Raw genomic sequence first — 17,441 nt, forward strand, 5'->3', positions numbered from 1 at the left:
TTATAATCGAATTAATTCACTAAAATGTCGATATATGTTTAAATTATATTCAACAAAAAATCCCCTGCCAGTTGCAGAGGAATCTGTTGTCATTCCATTGAAGACCTATTAGACAGACTAAAGAGTGATGAATATGTGCAGCATGAATCCAGAGGAGTCATATAACCTCTCGGGTCCACCTGTCTGATCTGTAGATCCAGAAACCATAGAGAACCACCAGAATATTGGATACATTCATGGCGATCCAGACACCACGCTGTCCAAGTCCCGTGAAGCTGCTGAAGAGAAGAATCAGCGGGATTCTCACAAGCCAGAGTCTGCCGATGGCCATGAACATGGAGTAGTTCGTATGACCGGATCCCTGGAAAAGCCCCTGAAATATGGAGAATAGACCCATGAGGGGAATGGTAGGCAAAATATACGTAAGATATTCCAGGCTCTGAGCTACCATCAGGTCCTCCGCTGTCGGCGTGAAGAAGTAGATCAGTCTGTACCTGAATATATAGATGAAGAACGTACCCACCACACTGATGAGAAGAGACAGTTTCACCGCTTTCCAGAATCCTTCTTTCACTCTTTCCGGATTACCGGCGCCCATGTTCTGTCCCACGATGGATGTGAGTCCCATACCGATGCCCATGGCAGGCATCATGATCATGTTGTTGATGCGGTTGATCAGGGAGAACGCCGCAAGAAGGGATGTGCCATACCCGGCTATGAAAGTATTGAGCAGTATGAATCCGAATGCTGCACCGGAATGTCCCGCAGAGCTTGGAAGCCCAACGCTGATGATTCTCTTCAGTTTCTCTCCATCAAAGGGGATGTTTCTGAAGCTCACCGGCAGCTCTTCCGAGGTCTTTCTCATGATGAAGAAGCCCATGACCATCAGAACCACCTGAGACGCTGAAGTGGCCAGCGCTGCTCCTGCCACGCCCATGCCAAGACCTGGCAGTCCCAGAACCGGAATCGTGGCAAAGATGAAGAACGGGTCCAGGAAAATATTCAGGATCGCAGAAAAAGAGTTTACAAATGTAGAGGACCTGGTATTCCCCTGGGCATTCATGATGGCAACGAAACCCATGAAGACAATCTGAAAAGGAACACCCAGGAATATATACCGGAGATAATCATTGGAGAGCGCTCCGAATCGGCCGGTTCCCCCCATAAACTGTATGATGTAGGGAGAAGTGTAATAGCCGATGAAACCGATGAGTAGACCCATGCCTACTGTAAAAATCATCACGTGCCAGGCATATTCCTTGGCATCTTTGATCTTGTTTCTTCCAATGAGCTGAGCAAGTATAGACGTGCCTGCGATCTGGATCCCCATTCCAATGGACCGGAAAAGAAACATCACAGGGTTCACAAAGGAAACCGCAGCAAACTCCGTGGTACCCAGCTGGCCCACAAAAAATGCATCCGCCATGTTATACAGAGTCATGATGAGATTATTGAGAATCAGCGGCAGGGAGATCATCCAGATCACTTTATACATGGAACCGCCTAAGATCATTTCAGTTTTCGTTGAGTCTTTACTGTTCACAGCAGACCGGTTCTGTGCCATAGCTACGCTTCCTTCTCTAGCAGCCCCGTTTCATGATGGGGTATACCAGAAACGGTATCGGGCTGCGCAAAATTCATTATTATAGAACAATATACCACGCCTCAGCAAAGTAAAACTTTTTCGGATATACAGATTCTTACGCAAAGAATACAAAACAGCATGCTTATCCCACGATAGCATGTCTTCCCTCGTTGAAACATGAAGTTATATCTGTTATAATCATAAAATAAACAGAAAATTCCATCAAAATCAACCTATTGCATGAATTCATGATGATAACAGGTACTATGGCATCGACTCCGTTAAGAAGAATGCTCCTGAAGCTTCTGCAGATTAACCGCATGCTGAGATTTGAATAATCTACATCGTCACCATCGAAATTATGATTTCTAATCATAATATATACAGACCCCAGAAATGAACGCTTCGTCTATCCCATAGCAGACGAGGCGTTCATTCTTTCTTTTTCAGCACATGGAATCCAGAAGTGATGTCTCTGATCTCCTCCGTAATGGAATCCTGTCTGAGACGCTTGTACCTCATTTCCAGATCTTCCATGCGCTCTTCTATGTTCTTTTTCGCTGAAGTCATGGAGGCGATACGACTTTCATTCTCCGTCACCAGAGAGTAGCAGAAGGTTCTGAAGAGTGTGATGAAGTAATACTGTTTCAGAAGATCGGAAAGCAGCCTTTCACCCGACATATAATAGGTAGGTTGTGCGCCAGACTTCCATTTCACATCCTCTTTTCTGATTTTCTTCAGGTCAAGGGGGAACAGTTTTTCTGAATGCTCCTTGAACCCCTGCCTTCCTGTAGACCGATTATAGTGAAGATAAATCTCCTTCACTTTTTCCGTTTCTCTCAACTCATCCAGTTCAGAGAGAAGATACTGAACCGAGGAGGTGATGCCGTCCACACTCTGCGGTACAGAAAAGAATTCTTCCACCTCGTATTCTTCCAGTCTTCTTAAGCCCTGTTCCCCTATGATAAGAAGCAGATTTTTTTCATCCTTAGGGATTCTGGTCCTCGCATAGTCGGTGATTCTCTCATTGAAGCTTCCACATAGTCCATGGTCCGAACTGAACACCACATGGATTGTCTTTCCTTCGCTGCGTCTTAATACCTCTTCCGGCATTTCTCTCTTTTTCATCACCACAGTCAGCGCTTTATTCAGCACCTGACGATACTGCATGGAAGCATCCGCCGCCTGCTGAAACTGATTGATGTTTGTGGTGGCATGAAGCTTCATGGTATTTACGATGGTATACAGATTCCTGGTCGAAGTCAGGCTCTTTTTGAGAGACTGCAGATTTTTCATCCGTCTTCCCCCTCTCTCATGCCCTCTCTCACCGCGTCTAGAAATTCCTTTTTCATTTCCTCTTCGATTGTTCTGTTCCCCAGAATGGCATTCCGGAAAGATTCCATACCTTCTACGACTTCCATGATTCGCTTCTCATAGTCTCCGATTTCCTCCAGGGGCACCTCATCCAGGAGCCCTTCGGTGAGTGCCATGAATACACCGATCTGATGGGTCACTTCCATGGGTGAAAACTGCGGCTGATTGAAGACCTTTCTGATCCTTTCCCCACGAGCAAGAAGCTGCTTTGTGCTGTCATCCAACACTGTACTGAAACTGGAGAAGAGTTCCAGCTCTTCAAACTGGGAATAGCTCAGTTTAAGAGGACCTGTGATATCTCTATACGCTGCCAGCTGCGACTTCCCCCCCACTCTGGACACGGAGGTGCCCACATTGACCGCTGGTATGTTCCCACTCTGAAAGATTTTGGGAGACAGATAGATCTGGCCATCCGTAATGGAAATGAGATTCGTCGGAATATAGGCGGAGATGTTTTCCGCCTGGGTCTCTATGATGGGAAGCGCTGTGGTGCTGCCTCCGCCATAAACTTCCTTGAGATGCGTGGAACGCTCCAGCAGCCTGGAGTGAATATAGAAGATGTCTCCAGGATAGGCTTCACGACCGGAAGGTCTCTCCAGAAGAATGGACAGTTCCCTGTAGGCTCTTGCATGCTTTGTCAGGTCGTCATAGACAATGAGCACATCCTCCCCTTCTTCCATGAAGAATTCCGCCAGAGATGTGGCGGCATAGGGCGCAATATAGGAAACCCCTGGTGGACTGTCTGAGGAAGCCACGAGAAAAACCGTATGGTCCAGCGCACCACTTTTCTTCAGCACTTCCAGATTCTTTGTAACCGAAGAAATCTGCTGTCCGATGGAGCAGTAGATACAGATCACATCTTTTCCTTTCTGGTTGATGATGGTGTCCAGGGCAATGGACGTTTTTCCGCTCTTCCGGTCTCCCAGAATCAGTTCTCTCTGTCCCCTTCCAATGGGCACAATGGCATCTATGACCTTGATGCCTGTCTGCAGCGGCTCCGATACCGGTGCTCTATGCATGATGGGCGGAGATTCTCGTTCGATGGGCAGAGACCTGCTGGTCTCTACGGGCTTTTTCCCATCCAGCACCTTCCCCAGCGGATCGATGACTCTCCCCAGGAACTTTCTGCTTACGGGAATGGAAGCCACCTTGAAGGTACGCCTGACCGGGTCTCCTGCTCGAATGTCTGTGTAATCACCTAATAGGATGACGCCCAGCTCATGAGGGTCGAGATTATATGCCAGGCCTAAAACACCCTGCGGGAACTGTACCAGCTCCTGGTTTTTCACATTCCGAAGACCTTTCACCACCGCGATTCCTCTGTCAATGGAAGCTACGGTTCCGCTTTCCTCCACTTCAGCAACCGCTAGAGGTGTCTCTTTCATCTGATCCAGCATGTTTTCCAGATAGGCTATTTCCTTTCTAAGCGTCATAATCCTCACCCCTGTCTCTTACCACCTGCTCCAGAAACTCCTTCAGCTGCTCTTCTTTCTTGTCCACAAAGTGGCTGATACTGGAATAGATGGTGTAATCAGGCATCTTCAGCATGTAGCCAGCCACAAGAGAAGGATCTTCTCTCAATTCAAGGGAACTGCTCTCCAATCGGTTTTCCTGCAGTACATATTCCAGCTGTTCTTTCTTTCTTTCATCCACCTCACTCGCACTGATCAGTGTGAAGGCTCCACCTTCTCTGTTCCTTGTCCCTTCAGGATTTTCTTCCGAAAAGGTTCTGATTCTTTCAAGAAGCGCTTCAAACAGATAGGTCTCAAGGTCCTCCCTCTTGAAACTATCCACAAGGTTTCTTGCAATATCAACAGTTCCCTTCACCATGAAGTTTCTGATTTCCGCACCGATGGCTTCCTGATCTTCTCTTGCATCGGCGAGAAATGCCGATCTCTTCCCTTCCGCTTCCTTTTCATACTTCTCCACAAGATTCCTTTTGTATTCTTCTGCTTCTTTCACTGCTTCACTCATGGTTTCCGATTTTTCTCTTTCGATTTCACTCATTTTCTTTTCGTAGGTTCTGATGAGTGCCTCTGCTTCTTCATTCTTTCTTTCCGCATTTCTGATATTGTCCTCGATTTTCTGCTGCCTTTCCTCCATGATTTGCGTCACAGGTTTATAGAAAAGCTTCTGCAGCACAAAAAGGAGAACAAAAAAGTTGATGATCAGAGCTATGATCTCAAATAAACTGATCTGCATGACATCAACCCGCAACCAGGTTCCAGAAAGGATTTGCGAAAAGCAGAATCATGGTCACCACAAAGCAGTAGATGGCAGTGGACTCGATCATCGCCAGGCCAACGAAAAGGGTCCTTGAGATGGTGTTTGATTCATCCGGCTGCTGCGCCATGGATGCCAGTGCCTGAGAAACCGCTTTGCCTTCCCCCAGCGCCGGTGCGATAGAGCCTATGGATATGGTGAATCCTGCTACGATGATGGATGTCATTCCGATGATGGTCATTGAATCCATAATTTTTTCCTCCTTCTGTTATTCCGATTCCGATGTACTTTCTTCCTTGTTTCTGATGGCTGCCGATATATAGACCACTGCCAGCACCGCAAAAATATATGCCTGTATGACGCCAGTGAGTAGACCCAGAAGCTGAAGCGCTACAGGAAACAACAGCGGCACGATGGTGACAAGGATACCCACAATGATGGATGAGCTCATGACATTTCCATAAAGACGGATGGCCATGGACACAGCTCTTGAGATCTCGCTGATGATGTTGAAGGGCAGCATGATCCAGGTTGGTTTAAGGTAGTCCTTGAGATACCCCTTTAATCCCTGACTGGAAATACCATAGAAGGGAACCGCAAAGAATACGCAAAGTGCCAGTGCGATGGTGGTGTTCAGGGATCCCGACGGCGACAGAAATCCCGGAATCAGTGACAACAGAACAGATGCGAGAATGAAGAGAAACAGCGTTCCTGCAAAGGGAAGAATCCTGCCTGAACTGCCCTGACTGATTTCATTGATCTGTCCATGGATCATGGTGAAAAGGGCTTCCACCGCATTCTGCTTTCTGCTGATTTTCGCGTCACTACTGAGATTTCTCGTAAGAAAGTATGCACCAGTGACGATCACTGCTGTGGTAATCCAGGCGAAAACCAGAGTGGCTGTGATTCTCACGAATCCCCACTCGAAATAGACAATTTCACTGGGATCGATATTCATAACCTCACACTCCTTCCTTGCTTTCAGCGGGAAGTGATTTTCCCAGTTTCTGGATCATCACAAATCTCACCAGGAGCACGCCCGCCATGGCTGAAAGCAGATTCCTTATTTCTCCATCCATGATGAGATAGATTCCTCCTGCAAGAATCACCAGTCTCAGAATCAGACTGAGCATCATTAAAAGCGCCGGATACTTCACGGAATTGAGCTTTCTCACCGTCAGGTACAGTCCGCCAAAGAATACTGCGCCCAGAAGAGATCCTACTATAAACGAAAGTATCATCCTTTCACCTCCATCATTTCTACTTCTTTCCTTCACTGGTTTCCTTCACCCATCTCCATGCATTGATGCAGCCTATGACCAGTCCCAGAAAAAGAAAAGTCATGGTGAAGGATATGCTGGACTCTGTTTTTCCATCCAGATAGGAACCGAGAAGGATGCCTAATAGCGTGGGGATGGCTATGGAGAAGCCCACGATACCGAAAATCCCCAGACCGAACATGATCTCCTTTCCCTTCTTTCTTGCATCGATCTTTTTTTCCGCATCGGAGGAGATCTTATCCATGAGTTTTTCTTCAGGTGTACTGCTCTTCTTCTTCACTTGCTCCTCCTATTCCAGCTCTGCCAGTCTGATCAGCGTATCCGCTTCCAGCTTATCCAGAATTCTGCTGAGTTTCTTCTCTCTTTCATCCAGGTTTCTGAAGTTCTTCTCCACCGTTTCCTTGAGCTCCTCCAGGGAAGTGCTTTCCATCACCTGGTAGGATGAAATCTGAACCAGTGCCTTCTCCTTCACCAGCACCCCCTGATGGATGGCGAAAAACCTTTCCTCCTCTTCCCTTGTGAGAATGAGGATGCCTGCCTGAAGAGTCCATACCACATCGACATGACGAGGCAGTATCTGAAAGGATCCTTCCGCACCTGGGGCGGTGATTTTTTCCACTTCCTGATCCAGCAGCAGTTTTCCCGGTACAACGATTCTAACTCTCATCCCTTGATTCCTTCTTTCTTACAGCTTCGTCTATGGCGCCGATCATATACAGCTCCTCTTCGCTGTAATCCGTAAACTCGTCCTTTAGTATACGCTCACATCCACTTAGCGCATCCTCCAGTTTCACAAATTTACCTTTCATTCCCGTGAACTGCTCTGTAGTGAAGAAAGGCTGCGTGAGAAACCGCTCCAGCCTTCTTGCCCGGTAGACGATATTTCTGTCACTGCTGGAAAGCTCACTGATTCCCAGCATGGCGATGACATCCTTGAGATCCTCATAGGCCGACAGCGTCATCTTGATTTCACGGGCAATGTCATAGTGCCTCTGTCCCACAATCTCAGGATTCAGCATTCTGGACGTGGAGTTTAAAGGGTCCATGGCAGGATAGAGTCCTTCACTGGCTCTTTTTCTGGACAGCACCACAGAAGCGGACAGATGCGGGAAGGTGTGGGTAGCCGATGGATCCGTGAAATCATCGGCAGGCACATAGACTGCCTGAATGGAAGTGATGGATCCGCTTCTGGTATTGCAGATTCTTTCCTCCAGCTCCGAAAGTTCCGTGGCCAGTGTAGGCTGATAGCCCACTCTGGAGGGCATCTTTCCCGTAAGTCCGGACACTTCAGAGCCTGCCTGGATGAAGCGGAAGATATTGTCAACGAGAAGCAGCACATCCTTCCTCTCCACATCACGGAAATACTCCGCCATGGTCAAGGCTCCATGGCCTACCCTGAACCTTGCACCGGGAGGCTCATTCATCTGGGCAAATACAAGCACGGTATGGTCCAGCACACCCGCTTCTCTGATTTCACGATAGAGCTCCTCCGCTTCTCTTGACCTTTCTCCGATGCCGCAGAAAATGCTGTACCCTTCCAAGGAGGAAGCGGTGTTATGGATGAGCTCCGTAATCAGCACAGATTTCCCGACCCCCGCACCACCGAAAAGCCCGGCTTTTTCCCCCTTGGCCAGAGGCGTCAGAACATCGATGGCTTTGATGCCGGTGATGAAGATCTCATCACTGGTGCTGCGCCTGGAAAAGGGCACGGGCTTCTGATGTATGGATCGCAGAGGCAGCTCCCCGGTCATGGTGTCTTCATCCAGCTGATTGCCCAGCACATCAAAAATCTTCCCCAGCGTCTTTTTCCCCACAGGTACCATGATGGGTTTTCCTGCATCCAGTATGGACGCCCCTCTCGAAATACCGGAAGTGGACGTCAGTGCGATGGCCATGACGCTTTTATCACTGATCTGGGCATTCACTTCAAATACCACTTCCTGATCTTCTCCAGCAGTCAGTTTATTGTTGATAAGCGGCAGACGATCCGGAAAATATGCCTCGATGATGCTTCCTCTGATTCTCGTGATCTGCCCCCAGTTCTCATTTTCCATTCTTTCACCTCCCGTGCATCTGGCACTTCTGATTCCATTACCTAAGATCCATCCGATAAGACAAGCTGAGTGAGCAATCAGCCTGCTCTTATGTTACCCGCTTCAACATTAGCCGAATATTCTGTATATTTAGAGTATACTGTAAGAGGATGCGATTGTCTAATGCGGCTTGTCTGTATCAGAATACGTGATGCCAGAAGCGCTTTCATTCCTATTCCATCAGAAAGACGGCATCATTTCTGACACCGTCCTCCTCGTCCTGACAGATCTCCTTTATAAGGATGATCTTACGTCTCAATCCTGATAATTTTCGCGACTTCTCAATAGACTTCCAGCTGTCCCATCATACCTGCTTCTTCATGTTCCAGAATATGACAGTGATACATAAAGAGCCCTTTGAATCTGAACCTGACAAGAATCCTGACGGTTTCTCCCGCCTGCACGAAGATGGTATCTTTCCATCCCTTCTCATTCTGATAAGGCTCCTCTCCGTTTCGACTGAGCACCTGAAACTGTGTACCGTGGATATGGAAGGGATGACCGGCACTCCCCATCATCATGGATCGGAATGTGCTGATTTCCCAGATTTCAAGTTCTCCTTCCGCCACATCATCATCGATCCGATCCATATCAAACTGACGGCCATTCAGGGTGACCATATGGCCCATACCATCCAGTTCGATGCTTTTGAAACCGGACACCAGATCCGGATCCATCCTTTCGATTTCCGCCAGCTTTTCAGGAATCTCCGTCACATCTTCCGCTTCTTCTCCCACTCTGAATGTCATGACAAGCTCTCCATCACTGATCAGTTCAAGCACGTCTCCCTCCTCATAATCCGAGAAGTCCACGATGATTTCCGCTCTCTCCCCGGGTGTGATGAACAGAGAATCACTTACCACAGGACTTTCCAGAAGGCCCCCGTCCGATGCGATCTGCTGGAATTCACTCCGGTCACTGAGCCTTAGATCAAAGTTTCTGGCATTGGCACCATTGACGATTCTGAATCTCATCTTCAACTGGTCCACATCCAGATAGGGAGTGATGGCACCATTGACCATGATATAGTCTCCGTACGCGCCATCCATCATATTGTCATAATATAGAAACGAACCATCCTCAGTGAAACTTCTGTCCTGAATGATCAGTGGAATATCATTGACCCCATATTCATCCGGAAGATTCAGCGATTTCGAGTTTTCATCCTCCACGATGAAAAGTCCTGCCAAACCGTAGTAGACCTGAATGGCCGTAGTTCCGATGACATGGGGATGAAACCATAGCGTGGCCGCAGGCTGGTCTATGGAAAACACCGGTTCCCAGATATCCTTTTCCGGAATCACCTGATGAGGACCTCCGTCAGCTGTGCCTTCCACTTCCAGTCCATGCCAGTGCACGGAGGTTTCATCAGAAAGCTCATTTCGTACATGCATCCGCACCTCATCTCCCCGCGAGACCTTGATTACAGGTCCAAGATAACTTCCGTTATAACCGAGAGTTGGTGTAGTCTGTCCAGGGATAAACTCCGTTTCTCCTTCCTGCACACTGATCTCAAATTCAGAAATACCCTCATTCGGGTTCTGATCTTCCAGGAGAGCAGGGACAGGAAGTTTTCTGCCCGTATCGGTATCCACGACATCTTCATTTCCGTTGCCTACGTTCACCGGAAATTCTCCCGATCTCATGAAGAGCCCTATGATACCAATTATGATAAGCAGTGCACCCAGGAAGATGCCTGCAGTCCATTTGTTTTTCAATTTCCATCCCTCCTATTCCAGAAAGCCTTACCAGTTTCATTGGATAATCAGTCAATTTTCAGAAACCTTGCGTTGATCGCTACAATCACTGTACTTAGAGACATGAGCACTGCACCCAGCGCCGGACTGATGACAATGCCCTGGTTTATGAGAACACCCGCTGCAAGGGGTAGTGCAATAACATTGTATCCCGTGGCCCAGATGAGATTCTGAATCATTTTTCGATACGTCGCCTTGGAAAGTCTGATGATGTTCACCACGTCCAGCGGATTGTTCTTCACTAGAATGATATCCGCCGTTTCTATGGCCACATCCGTTCCTGCTCCCACTGCTATACCAAGATCCGCTTTCGCCAGAGCAGGTGCATCATTGACTCCGTCTCCTGTCATGGCGACCTTTTTCCCCTGCCTGATCAGTGCATCAATTTTATCCGCCTTCTCGTGGGGCAGTACTTCTGAAAAGATTTCATCAATGTCCAGTTCTTTCCCTACATAGGAGGCCACCTTTCGATTATCTCCTGTGAGCATGATGGATTCGATATTCATGGATTTCAAAACTCGCACCGCTTCTTTGGCTGACTCTCTCACCATATCGGACAGGGCGATGATGCCAATGAGTTTCTTCTCTTCCAGCACAAACACCACAGTCTTACCCTGCTCTGCAAGATGCTCGTAATATTCTTCATCAAAGCCGATCTTCTCTTCTCTCATGTAGCCAGGGCTCACAACTCTGATGTCTTTACCATCCATTTTCGCTTTGAGCCCCTTTCCCGGCATGTTCTCATAGTCTGTCACATCGGAGAGTGAGAGGTTTCTCTTCTTTCCTTCTCTGACAATGCCTCTGGCGATGGGATGCTCCGAATTGGACTCCACCGTATAAGCGATGTTCATGACTTCCTCTTCCGTTCTTTCCTGTACTTTGATGTCCGTGACTCCGAACTCCCCTTCTGTCAGTGTACCCGTCTTGTCAAAGACCACAGCATCCAGTCTGCGTGCATTTTCGAAGGCATTTCTGTCTCTGATGAGCAGGCCTCTTTTTGCACCGATGCTGGTGGAGACCGCTGTGACCAGAGGCGTTGCCAGCCCCAATGCGTGGGGACAGGATATGATGATCACCGTGACGGCTCTTTCCATGGCAAAACTGATTTCTCTTCCAAGAAGCATCCAGACCGTAAAGGTCACTACACCTGAAACGGAAGCGATATAGAAAAGCCATTTAGCTGCGACATCCGCCAGTCTCTGGGTTCTGGATCTGGACTCCTGGGCTTCCTTCACAAGCTTGATTACCTGCGAAAGGAAGGTCTCATCCCCCACATGACTGACGCTGAACTTCAGGATTCCCTCTCCATTGATGGAACCGCCGATGATTTCATCTCCATCGGACTTCACCACCGGAACCGATTCCCCCGTGATCATGGATTCATTCACTTCAGACTTGCCTTCATAGACAATGCCATCGATGGGAATCTTCTCTCCCGGTTTCACCAGCACCTGATCCTTCTCTTTCAGCTCTTTCACCGGTACATCCACAGTCTCTCCATGCTCATCCAGAAGATGCGCTTCCTCCGGCATCAGCTTCAGAAGTTCATCCAGTGCTCTGGATGCTCTCATGACGGATTTCATTTCAATCCAGTGTCCCAGGAGCATGATCACAATGAGTGTCGCCAGTTCCCAGAAGAAATCGCTGCCGATCTTCGTGAAGACTGCAGCAGTACTGTAGATATATGCTACCGTTATGGCGAAAGCGATCAGCGTCATCATACCAGGTTCCTTCTTCTTCAGCTCATCTCTTGCACCGGAAAGAAAAGGCTTTCCACCATAGATATACAGTACTGATGAAAGGAGAAACAGAAGATAGGCGTCTCCGGTGAATCTCCAGTCCACACCAAGGAACATCTGAATCATGGGGGAAAGCACAAGAATCGGTACCATGATCCCAAGAGAGATGAAAAATCTTCTCCTGAAATCCTCCACCATCATGGCATGATGGTCATGGTGGTCCTCATGACCTGATCCTTGATGTTCCTGGTGCTCATTATGCTCCATGCTGTTTTTCTTCATTTCATGATCCTTTTCGGCATGTTCTCCATGAGCATCGTGATTCTCTGCTTCATGGTTCATACTCTTATGCATCTTATCTTCCTTCATTCCTATCACTCCTGTTCAGGCAGCTAGTTCTCGTCTAAAAACTTCTTCTTGGTTTTGTACTCTTCCTCTGTAATTTCTCCTCTGACATATCTTTCATCCAGTATTCGCTTCAGATTCTCATTGGTATCTTTCCTTTCATTATGCCCTGTTTTTCTAGTCATGAGCAGCACTATGGAAATTATGAGAAGGATCACACCGATGGCAATGAGCACATGCCATAGGGTAATGCCATAAAAGTCTCTGTGCATAAAGAATCTATCTCTGTCGTAATATCCTCTGCCAAACATCATTTCAATCACCTCTCTTTATTTATCATGGATGACCGACTTCATCCTGTTGTAGGTCTCCTCATCAATTTCTCCATTGATATATCTTTCCTTGAGCTTCTGCAGAGGGCTATCCTTCTGAGTGAAGTTCACTCTAGGGTCATCCTTCACCAGCAGGTACACCACCGCAATCAATAAGATCCATCCAAAAAACATTTTCTTCTCCTCCTGAATATACAGTTTTGCTTCATCAATTATTCACTGATCTATGCAGAAAAAGACAAATAGTTCACGTGAACTATCCGCCTTTCTTCTCAAACTATGAAATTACTCATGGTCATGCGCTATGTTCCACAACGAAATACTGGAACATCCAATAGGAAGGCAGATAGCTTTTCTGTCCTATGATGAACCGTACATTTCGCATTATTAGGGAAATTCCATTTTACGTTTCCTGTTATTTCTGCCGATTCAGATCACAGCAGTCCAGTCTTTTGGAACCATACTCTTTTCTGTTGGATTCGGCTATTCTTTCTATCAGATTCTTCCACCATCTCATCAATACAATCACCTCGTTTACTTACTATCTGAAATAAAAAGCTATTACAGCCATTTCATTCAGATACATTCTCTGATAAGTTCATGATAGCCCATAATTGTGAAGAAAATAAGGAGATTGTAATAACATACAGTATCACTTATATAGAACAAATCACTCTGGTGCGGTATAGAGCGGCAGAATGATTGTCATAGTGGTTCCCTTTCCGCTCTCACTTTCCACCTCTATGGTTCCCTGATGCGCTTCCACCAGGGACCTGGTGATGGTCAGCCCGATTCCTTTTCCCCCAGTGCTGCGGTTTCTCGAGAGATCGCTTCTGTAGAATCTTTCGAAAACATAGGGAATATCTTTCTTCTCAATTCCGATGCCATTATCTTTGATAATGATTTCAGCCGTTTTCTTCTTCTCCCTGAGCACAACCTCAACAGAATCCCCCTCATCGGTATATTTCAGGGCATTGGATAGGATATTGACCAGCACCTGGTTCAGGCGATCGGAGTCTCCATAGACGAATACATCCTTTGCAAGATCATCAAGAAGGATTTTCCCGTCGGAAAGAAAGAGTGGCTCGAATCCGTCCATGATGTTTGTGATGAGTTCGGTCAGATTCACCTTGCTCATCGCGAGTCTGATTTCGCCGCTTTCCATATAGGACAGATCACCCAGATCCCTGATGAGACTCGTGAGTCTTCTGATTTCATCCTGAAGCAGCACCAGCCTTTCTGGAGTCGGTTCCCACACGCCATCAATGAATGCTTCCAGATGACTGTTTACCGTGGACAGGGGTGTTCTCAGCTCATGGGCGATGTCTGCAGTAAGCCTTCTTCTCAGTATTTCCTGATTTTGCAGTCGAAGCGCCATCTTCTTGATGGACCCGGCTAGTTCATCGAGCTCCACCGTGTCTGTATTCACATTCTCCACCAGCTGGTATTCCCCCTCTTCAATGCGCCTGGCATTGTCCTGTATGGCATAGATGGGACGCAGAAAAATCCCTTTGATTCTATTTCTCAAAAGCATACCGATTATGAGTGAAATCACAGCAGACAGGAGATAGATGAAATTGATGGTCAGAAGAAACTTTCTATCCGGTGATGCAGAAAAAACACTCTTGGATCTGCCGATGTACATGGTTCTGTCTTTTCCATAAGTGTACTCCCGATAGCTGAATTTCTCAGGGTCCATGTAGTTCTGTGTGTCTTTGCTGTTCCCCATGTCCTCAATGGGTTCACGGGTGCTTAGAATCACTTCTTTCTCTTCATTTTCAAGAATCACTTCAGCTTTCATGGTGAATGCATAGTGCTCAATGCTCATGAGGTCCTGCTCATCCAGAGAGCCTTCTTCAGTAAGAAGTTCCCTGGTGTATTCCGCAATGGCCTGGTCATCTGATTCCTGAGAGGATCTGAGATAGGTCGTGAAGAACACATTCATGCCGATATTGGACAGTACGGTAATGAGCAGAACGGAGGACAAAGAGACAAGGGAAAAATATCGTCCGAGTTTCTCTCCTATTCTCATCATTTCACATCACCCATGAACTTGTACCCCACACCGTAAACAGTCAGAATATAGGTAGGATTTTTCATATCATCTTCGATTTTATGTCTGATGTTCTTGATGTGTGTATCTATGGTTCGGTCATACCCTTCAAAATCAAACCCCAGAGCCACACTGACAATTCTAGATCTTGTGAATACCTGATCCGGATACTGAACCAGAGTGTGGAGAATTTTATACTCATTGGGGGTAAGACTAATCTCCTCTCCTCTCTTTCTTACGATTCTTCTGCTGTTATCAAGGACGAGGTCCTCATTTCTGAAGGAATAGATTTCAGAAAGGTTTCCTTTGCTTTTTGCTCTCCGGATGATGGCATTGACTCTTACCACCAGTTCTCTTGGACTGAATGGTTTGGTGAGATAATCATCTGCTCCGAGGCTGAAGCCCGTTATTTTGTCATCTTCTGATGTTTTGGCTGTGAGCATGAGAATCGGCACATCGGAAATCTTTCGAATTTCTCTGCAGATTTCTTCCCCTGACATGTCCGGGAGATTAAGATCCAATATAAGAAAATCAGGTTCGATTTCATGAAACATTTCCAGTGCTTTTAAACCACGATCCGCCACATAGACCTCAAAGCTGTTTTTTCTAAGATAGTCACTTACCACATCCAGGAGATTATGTTCATCATCTATTATGAGTATTTTTTCAGGCATATGCGCTCCTCCATTTCATGAGACTTCTTAAAATGAGCATAGCGTAAATCTTCATACACTTCAAACATAATTCTCAGCTGGAACTGAACCTGGGGATGGGACTTCTCCATATAGAAAAGGCCAGCTGCAATCAGCCGGCCTTTCCTTTTCCATTTATTCAAGAAGTGTTGTTTACAGCGTTATTTACCGAACTGTGCGTCGTTGTTACCTGAATCTGATGTCCACATCTCAAGCATGTTGATTGGGTCATTAAAGTCAGCGATCCATCCGTTTCTGGCTACGTCGAAGTTTCCTGCTTTTCTTTCATTCAGGAATACACTCCATTCCATCGTCTTGATGGTCATGTCGATTCCCACCACAGCAAGGTCCTGCTGAATGGCTTCTGCCACGGCGATATGTCCTGATGATTCATTGGTCACATATTCAAAGCTGATCGGATTGGATGCATCCAGCATTCCATCCGCTGTCATGGTGAATCCTGCTTCTTCAAGCAGCATAATGGCTTCTTCCACACTAGCGTTGGAGTAGACTGGATCGAAATATCCTACGCTTTCTTCATCAGGATAGGTGTAATCCGCATCGTTTTCCTTGAAAACGCCACCATGCCCATCCATCATTCCTGCTGGAATGAATGCATTGGCTGGAACCTGTCCTGTCTGTCCGATGTTTTCAGCGATGTACCCTCTGTCGATGAGCAGCGCAATGGCTTTTCTCATGGCATTGGCCTGTTCTACAGTCTTTCCTTCAAACAGCGGGCTCTTGACGTTGAATGTCACATAGTAGGTTCCAAGCTGTTCCACAATATTGAATTCAGGATCATCCAGTAAGGATGCGATTTCATCTGTAGGAACTGTATCGATGAACTGAAGGTCTCCGGAGTTGTATGCGGCGTAAATGGCTGCATCATCGTCACTGAGCATGAGTTCCAGTCTTTCGATGGTGACTTCATCCGCTCTGTAGAAGTTCGGATTCTTCACATAGACCATACTTTCATTATGGTTCCATGTTTCAAGTGTGTATGCACCATTGGATACAAATCCTGCTTCCAGTGCCCATGCGCCAGGATTGGTGGCATAGTCTGCTGGAGCTTCCACTTCGCTCTGCTTCAGAGGCAGATAGGTTGGGAATGCAACAAGGTCCAGGAAGTATGCGGTAGGTGCTGCAAGAACAACTGTAAGGGTCTTTCCATCTTCCGATGCTGTGACCTGAAGATCATTGTCGTCATATCCGGCAATGGCATTGAACATGTAGCTGTAATCTGCACCTGTGTCAGGATTCGCTGCACGTTTCCATGCATATTCGAAATCCTTTGCGTTCAGTTCAGATCCATCACTCCACTTGAGTCCGTCTTTCAGAGTGAACACATAAGTCAGTCCATCTTCGGATTCTGTGTAGCTTTCTGCCAGAGCTGGAGCCAATGCACCCTTGTCATCATAGGTATAGAGACCGATGAAGGTATTGGCTGCAAGGGTTGCTCCATCTACGGTACTGTTCAGAGCTGGGTCCAGCTTATCTGGCTCACTTGCCAGCTGAAGTTTCAGTACGTTGTCCGGTGCGGAACCATACATGAAGAACTTTGTGCCGAATGGATTGGCATAAAGACCTGTCACTTCCGGTTTCTGCAGATAAATATCATTGTAGTAATAGAGTGGAACAAGCGCAAAGGTCTCCATGAGCATATCTTCCGCTTCATGCATCAGGGCTTCACGAGCGACAAAGTCTGTGCTGGATTTGATTTCCCGGATCAGTTCATCATAGGCTCCCCATTCAGGCAGCGGATTGGCTTCACCAGGTTCTTCTTCTCCAGGCTCTTCTTCACCAGGTTCTTCTGTTGGTGTTTCTGTCGGCTCTTCCGGAGTCTCTTCATTGTTACTGCAGGCGGCAAGCACCGACATGGACATGAAAGCGGCAAGTAACAGTGCAATGAGCTTTTTCATAGTAATTTCCTCCTTTTAACTTTGTTCTTGTCATCTTCTATTCAGGCAT

18 protein-coding genes are annotated in these 17,441 nt (G+C 46.9%); all 18 read right to left on the reverse strand.

The window, feature by feature from the left end:
- Positions 1-157 precede the first annotated feature (157 nt).
- Positions 158-1,564: an MATE family efflux transporter gene (locus J3A84_RS10950; RefSeq protein ID WP_207600075.1), complete on the reverse strand. Its 1,407-nt coding sequence runs from the start codon at positions 1,562-1,564 to the stop codon at positions 158-160.
- Positions 1,565-2,017: 453 nt separating this feature from the next.
- A complete protein-coding gene (locus tag J3A84_RS10955; RefSeq protein WP_207600076.1) occupies positions 2,018-2,881 on the reverse strand; it encodes a F0F1 ATP synthase subunit gamma in 864 nt (287 codons plus the stop codon).
- Positions 2,878-4,392: a F0F1 ATP synthase subunit alpha gene (locus J3A84_RS10960; protein ID WP_207600077.1), complete on the reverse strand. Its 1,515-nt coding sequence runs from the start codon at positions 4,390-4,392 to the stop codon at positions 2,878-2,880. The genes J3A84_RS10955 and J3A84_RS10960 overlap by 4 nt, the downstream gene beginning before the upstream one ends.
- The gene (locus J3A84_RS10965) at positions 4,382-5,161 is read right to left on the reverse strand and encodes a F0F1 ATP synthase subunit B family protein (RefSeq protein ID WP_207600078.1); all 780 of its coding nucleotides are present in this window, start codon (positions 5,159-5,161) and stop codon (positions 4,382-4,384) included. Before J3A84_RS10965 ends, J3A84_RS10960 begins: the two co-directional genes overlap by 11 nt.
- A gap of 4 nt (positions 5,162-5,165) precedes the next feature.
- Positions 5,166-5,432 (reverse strand): F0F1 ATP synthase subunit C, encoded by a 267-nt coding sequence (locus tag J3A84_RS10970; RefSeq protein WP_207600079.1) that lies wholly within the window; start codon positions 5,430-5,432, stop codon positions 5,166-5,168.
- 18 nt (positions 5,433-5,450) lie between these two features.
- Positions 5,451-6,140, reverse strand: a complete 690-nt coding sequence (locus J3A84_RS10975) for a F0F1 ATP synthase subunit A (protein ID WP_207600080.1) — start codon at positions 6,138-6,140, stop codon at positions 5,451-5,453.
- 4 nt (positions 6,141-6,144) lie between these two features.
- Entirely contained in the window at positions 6,145-6,423 is a 279-nt protein-coding gene (locus J3A84_RS10980; RefSeq protein WP_207600081.1) for an ATP synthase subunit I, read from the reverse strand.
- Between the two features lie 19 nt (positions 6,424-6,442).
- Positions 6,443-6,742 carry an AtpZ/AtpI family protein gene (locus J3A84_RS10985; protein ID WP_207600082.1) on the reverse strand — a complete coding sequence of 100 codons (300 nt, stop codon included), beginning with the start codon at positions 6,740-6,742 and terminating at the stop codon, positions 6,443-6,445.
- Positions 6,743-6,751: 9 nt separating this feature from the next.
- Positions 6,752-7,129, reverse strand: a complete 378-nt coding sequence (locus J3A84_RS10990) for a hypothetical protein (RefSeq protein WP_207600083.1) — start codon at positions 7,127-7,129, stop codon at positions 6,752-6,754.
- A complete protein-coding gene (atpD, locus tag J3A84_RS10995) occupies positions 7,119-8,516 on the reverse strand; it encodes a F0F1 ATP synthase subunit beta (RefSeq protein ID WP_207600084.1) in 1,398 nt (465 codons plus the stop codon). Before atpD ends, J3A84_RS10990 begins: the two co-directional genes overlap by 11 nt.
- Positions 8,517-8,836: 320 nt before the next feature.
- The gene (locus tag J3A84_RS11000; RefSeq protein WP_242694171.1) at positions 8,837-10,273 is read right to left on the reverse strand and encodes a multicopper oxidase family protein; all 1,437 of its coding nucleotides are present in this window, start codon (positions 10,271-10,273) and stop codon (positions 8,837-8,839) included.
- A 47-nt stretch (positions 10,274-10,320) separates the two neighbouring features.
- A complete protein-coding gene (locus tag J3A84_RS11005; RefSeq protein ID WP_242694173.1) occupies positions 10,321-12,420 on the reverse strand; it encodes a copper-translocating P-type ATPase in 2,100 nt (699 codons plus the stop codon).
- Positions 12,421-12,443: 23 nt separating this feature from the next.
- Positions 12,444-12,710: an SHOCT domain-containing protein gene (locus J3A84_RS11010; RefSeq protein ID WP_207600085.1), complete on the reverse strand. Its 267-nt coding sequence runs from the start codon at positions 12,708-12,710 to the stop codon at positions 12,444-12,446.
- A 15-nt stretch (positions 12,711-12,725) separates the two neighbouring features.
- On the reverse strand, positions 12,726-12,902 hold the full coding sequence (locus J3A84_RS11015) for an SHOCT domain-containing protein (protein ID WP_207600086.1): 177 nt from the start codon (positions 12,900-12,902) through the stop codon (positions 12,726-12,728).
- 241 nt (positions 12,903-13,143) lie between these two features.
- Complete coding sequence (locus tag J3A84_RS15420; protein WP_281069639.1) at positions 13,144-13,245, reverse strand: LDCC motif putative metal-binding protein; 102 nt, start codon at positions 13,243-13,245, stop codon at positions 13,144-13,146.
- A gap of 153 nt (positions 13,246-13,398) precedes the next feature.
- Positions 13,399-14,763, reverse strand: a complete 1,365-nt coding sequence (locus tag J3A84_RS11020; protein ID WP_207600087.1) for a sensor histidine kinase — start codon at positions 14,761-14,763, stop codon at positions 13,399-13,401.
- A complete protein-coding gene (locus J3A84_RS11025; RefSeq protein ID WP_207600088.1) occupies positions 14,760-15,455 on the reverse strand; it encodes a response regulator transcription factor in 696 nt (231 codons plus the stop codon). Before J3A84_RS11025 ends, J3A84_RS11020 begins: the two co-directional genes overlap by 4 nt.
- Positions 15,456-15,634: 179 nt before the next feature.
- Positions 15,635-17,392, reverse strand: coding sequence for a peptide ABC transporter substrate-binding protein (locus tag J3A84_RS11030; protein WP_207600089.1), 1,758 nt, complete (start codon positions 17,390-17,392; stop codon positions 15,635-15,637).
- Positions 17,393-17,441: the final 49 nt, after the last annotated feature.

The sequence above is a fragment of the Proteiniclasticum aestuarii genome, from assembly GCF_017368455.1.
Classification (GTDB): domain Bacteria; phylum Bacillota; class Clostridia; order Clostridiales; family Clostridiaceae; genus Proteiniclasticum; species Proteiniclasticum aestuarii.

Excerpts from the sequence above, each read along its gene's own strand:
- J3A84_RS10950 (WP_207600075.1), bottom strand. The coding sequence starts at position 1,564 with ATGGCACAGAACCGGTCTGCTGTGAACAGTAAAGACTCAACGAAAACT.
- J3A84_RS10955 (WP_207600076.1), bottom strand. The coding sequence starts at position 2,881 with ATGAAAAATCTGCAGTCTCTCAAAAAGAGCCTGACTTCGACCAGGAAT.
- J3A84_RS10960 (WP_207600077.1), bottom strand. The coding sequence starts at position 4,392 with ATGACGCTTAGAAAGGAAATAGCCTATCTGGAAAACATGCTGGATCAG.
- J3A84_RS10965 (WP_207600078.1), bottom strand. The coding sequence starts at position 5,161 with ATGCAGATCAGTTTATTTGAGATCATAGCTCTGATCATCAACTTTTTT.
- J3A84_RS10970 (WP_207600079.1), bottom strand. The coding sequence starts at position 5,432 with ATGGATTCAATGACCATCATCGGAATGACATCCATCATCGTAGCAGGA.
- J3A84_RS10975 (WP_207600080.1), bottom strand. The coding sequence starts at position 6,140 with ATGAATATCGATCCCAGTGAAATTGTCTATTTCGAGTGGGGATTCGTG.
- J3A84_RS10980 (WP_207600081.1), bottom strand. The coding sequence starts at position 6,423 with ATGATACTTTCGTTTATAGTAGGATCTCTTCTGGGCGCAGTATTCTTT.
- J3A84_RS10990 (WP_207600083.1), bottom strand. The coding sequence starts at position 7,129 with ATGAGAGTTAGAATCGTTGTACCGGGAAAACTGCTGCTGGATCAGGAA.
- atpD (WP_207600084.1), bottom strand. The coding sequence starts at position 8,516 with ATGGAAAATGAGAACTGGGGGCAGATCACGAGAATCAGAGGAAGCATC.
- J3A84_RS11005 (WP_242694173.1), bottom strand. The coding sequence starts at position 12,420 with ATGAAGGAAGATAAGATGCATAAGAGTATGAACCATGAAGCAGAGAAT.
- J3A84_RS11010 (WP_207600085.1), bottom strand. The coding sequence starts at position 12,710 with ATGATGTTTGGCAGAGGATATTACGACAGAGATAGATTCTTTATGCAC.
- J3A84_RS11015 (WP_207600086.1), bottom strand. The coding sequence starts at position 12,902 with ATGTTTTTTGGATGGATCTTATTGATTGCGGTGGTGTACCTGCTGGTG.
- J3A84_RS15420 (WP_281069639.1), bottom strand. The coding sequence starts at position 13,245 with ATGAGATGGTGGAAGAATCTGATAGAAAGAATAGCCGAATCCAACAGA.
- J3A84_RS11020 (WP_207600087.1), bottom strand. The coding sequence starts at position 14,763 with ATGATGAGAATAGGAGAGAAACTCGGACGATATTTTTCCCTTGTCTCT.
- J3A84_RS11025 (WP_207600088.1), bottom strand. The coding sequence starts at position 15,455 with ATGCCTGAAAAAATACTCATAATAGATGATGAACATAATCTCCTGGAT.
- J3A84_RS11030 (WP_207600089.1), bottom strand. The coding sequence starts at position 17,392 with ATGAAAAAGCTCATTGCACTGTTACTTGCCGCTTTCATGTCCATGTCG.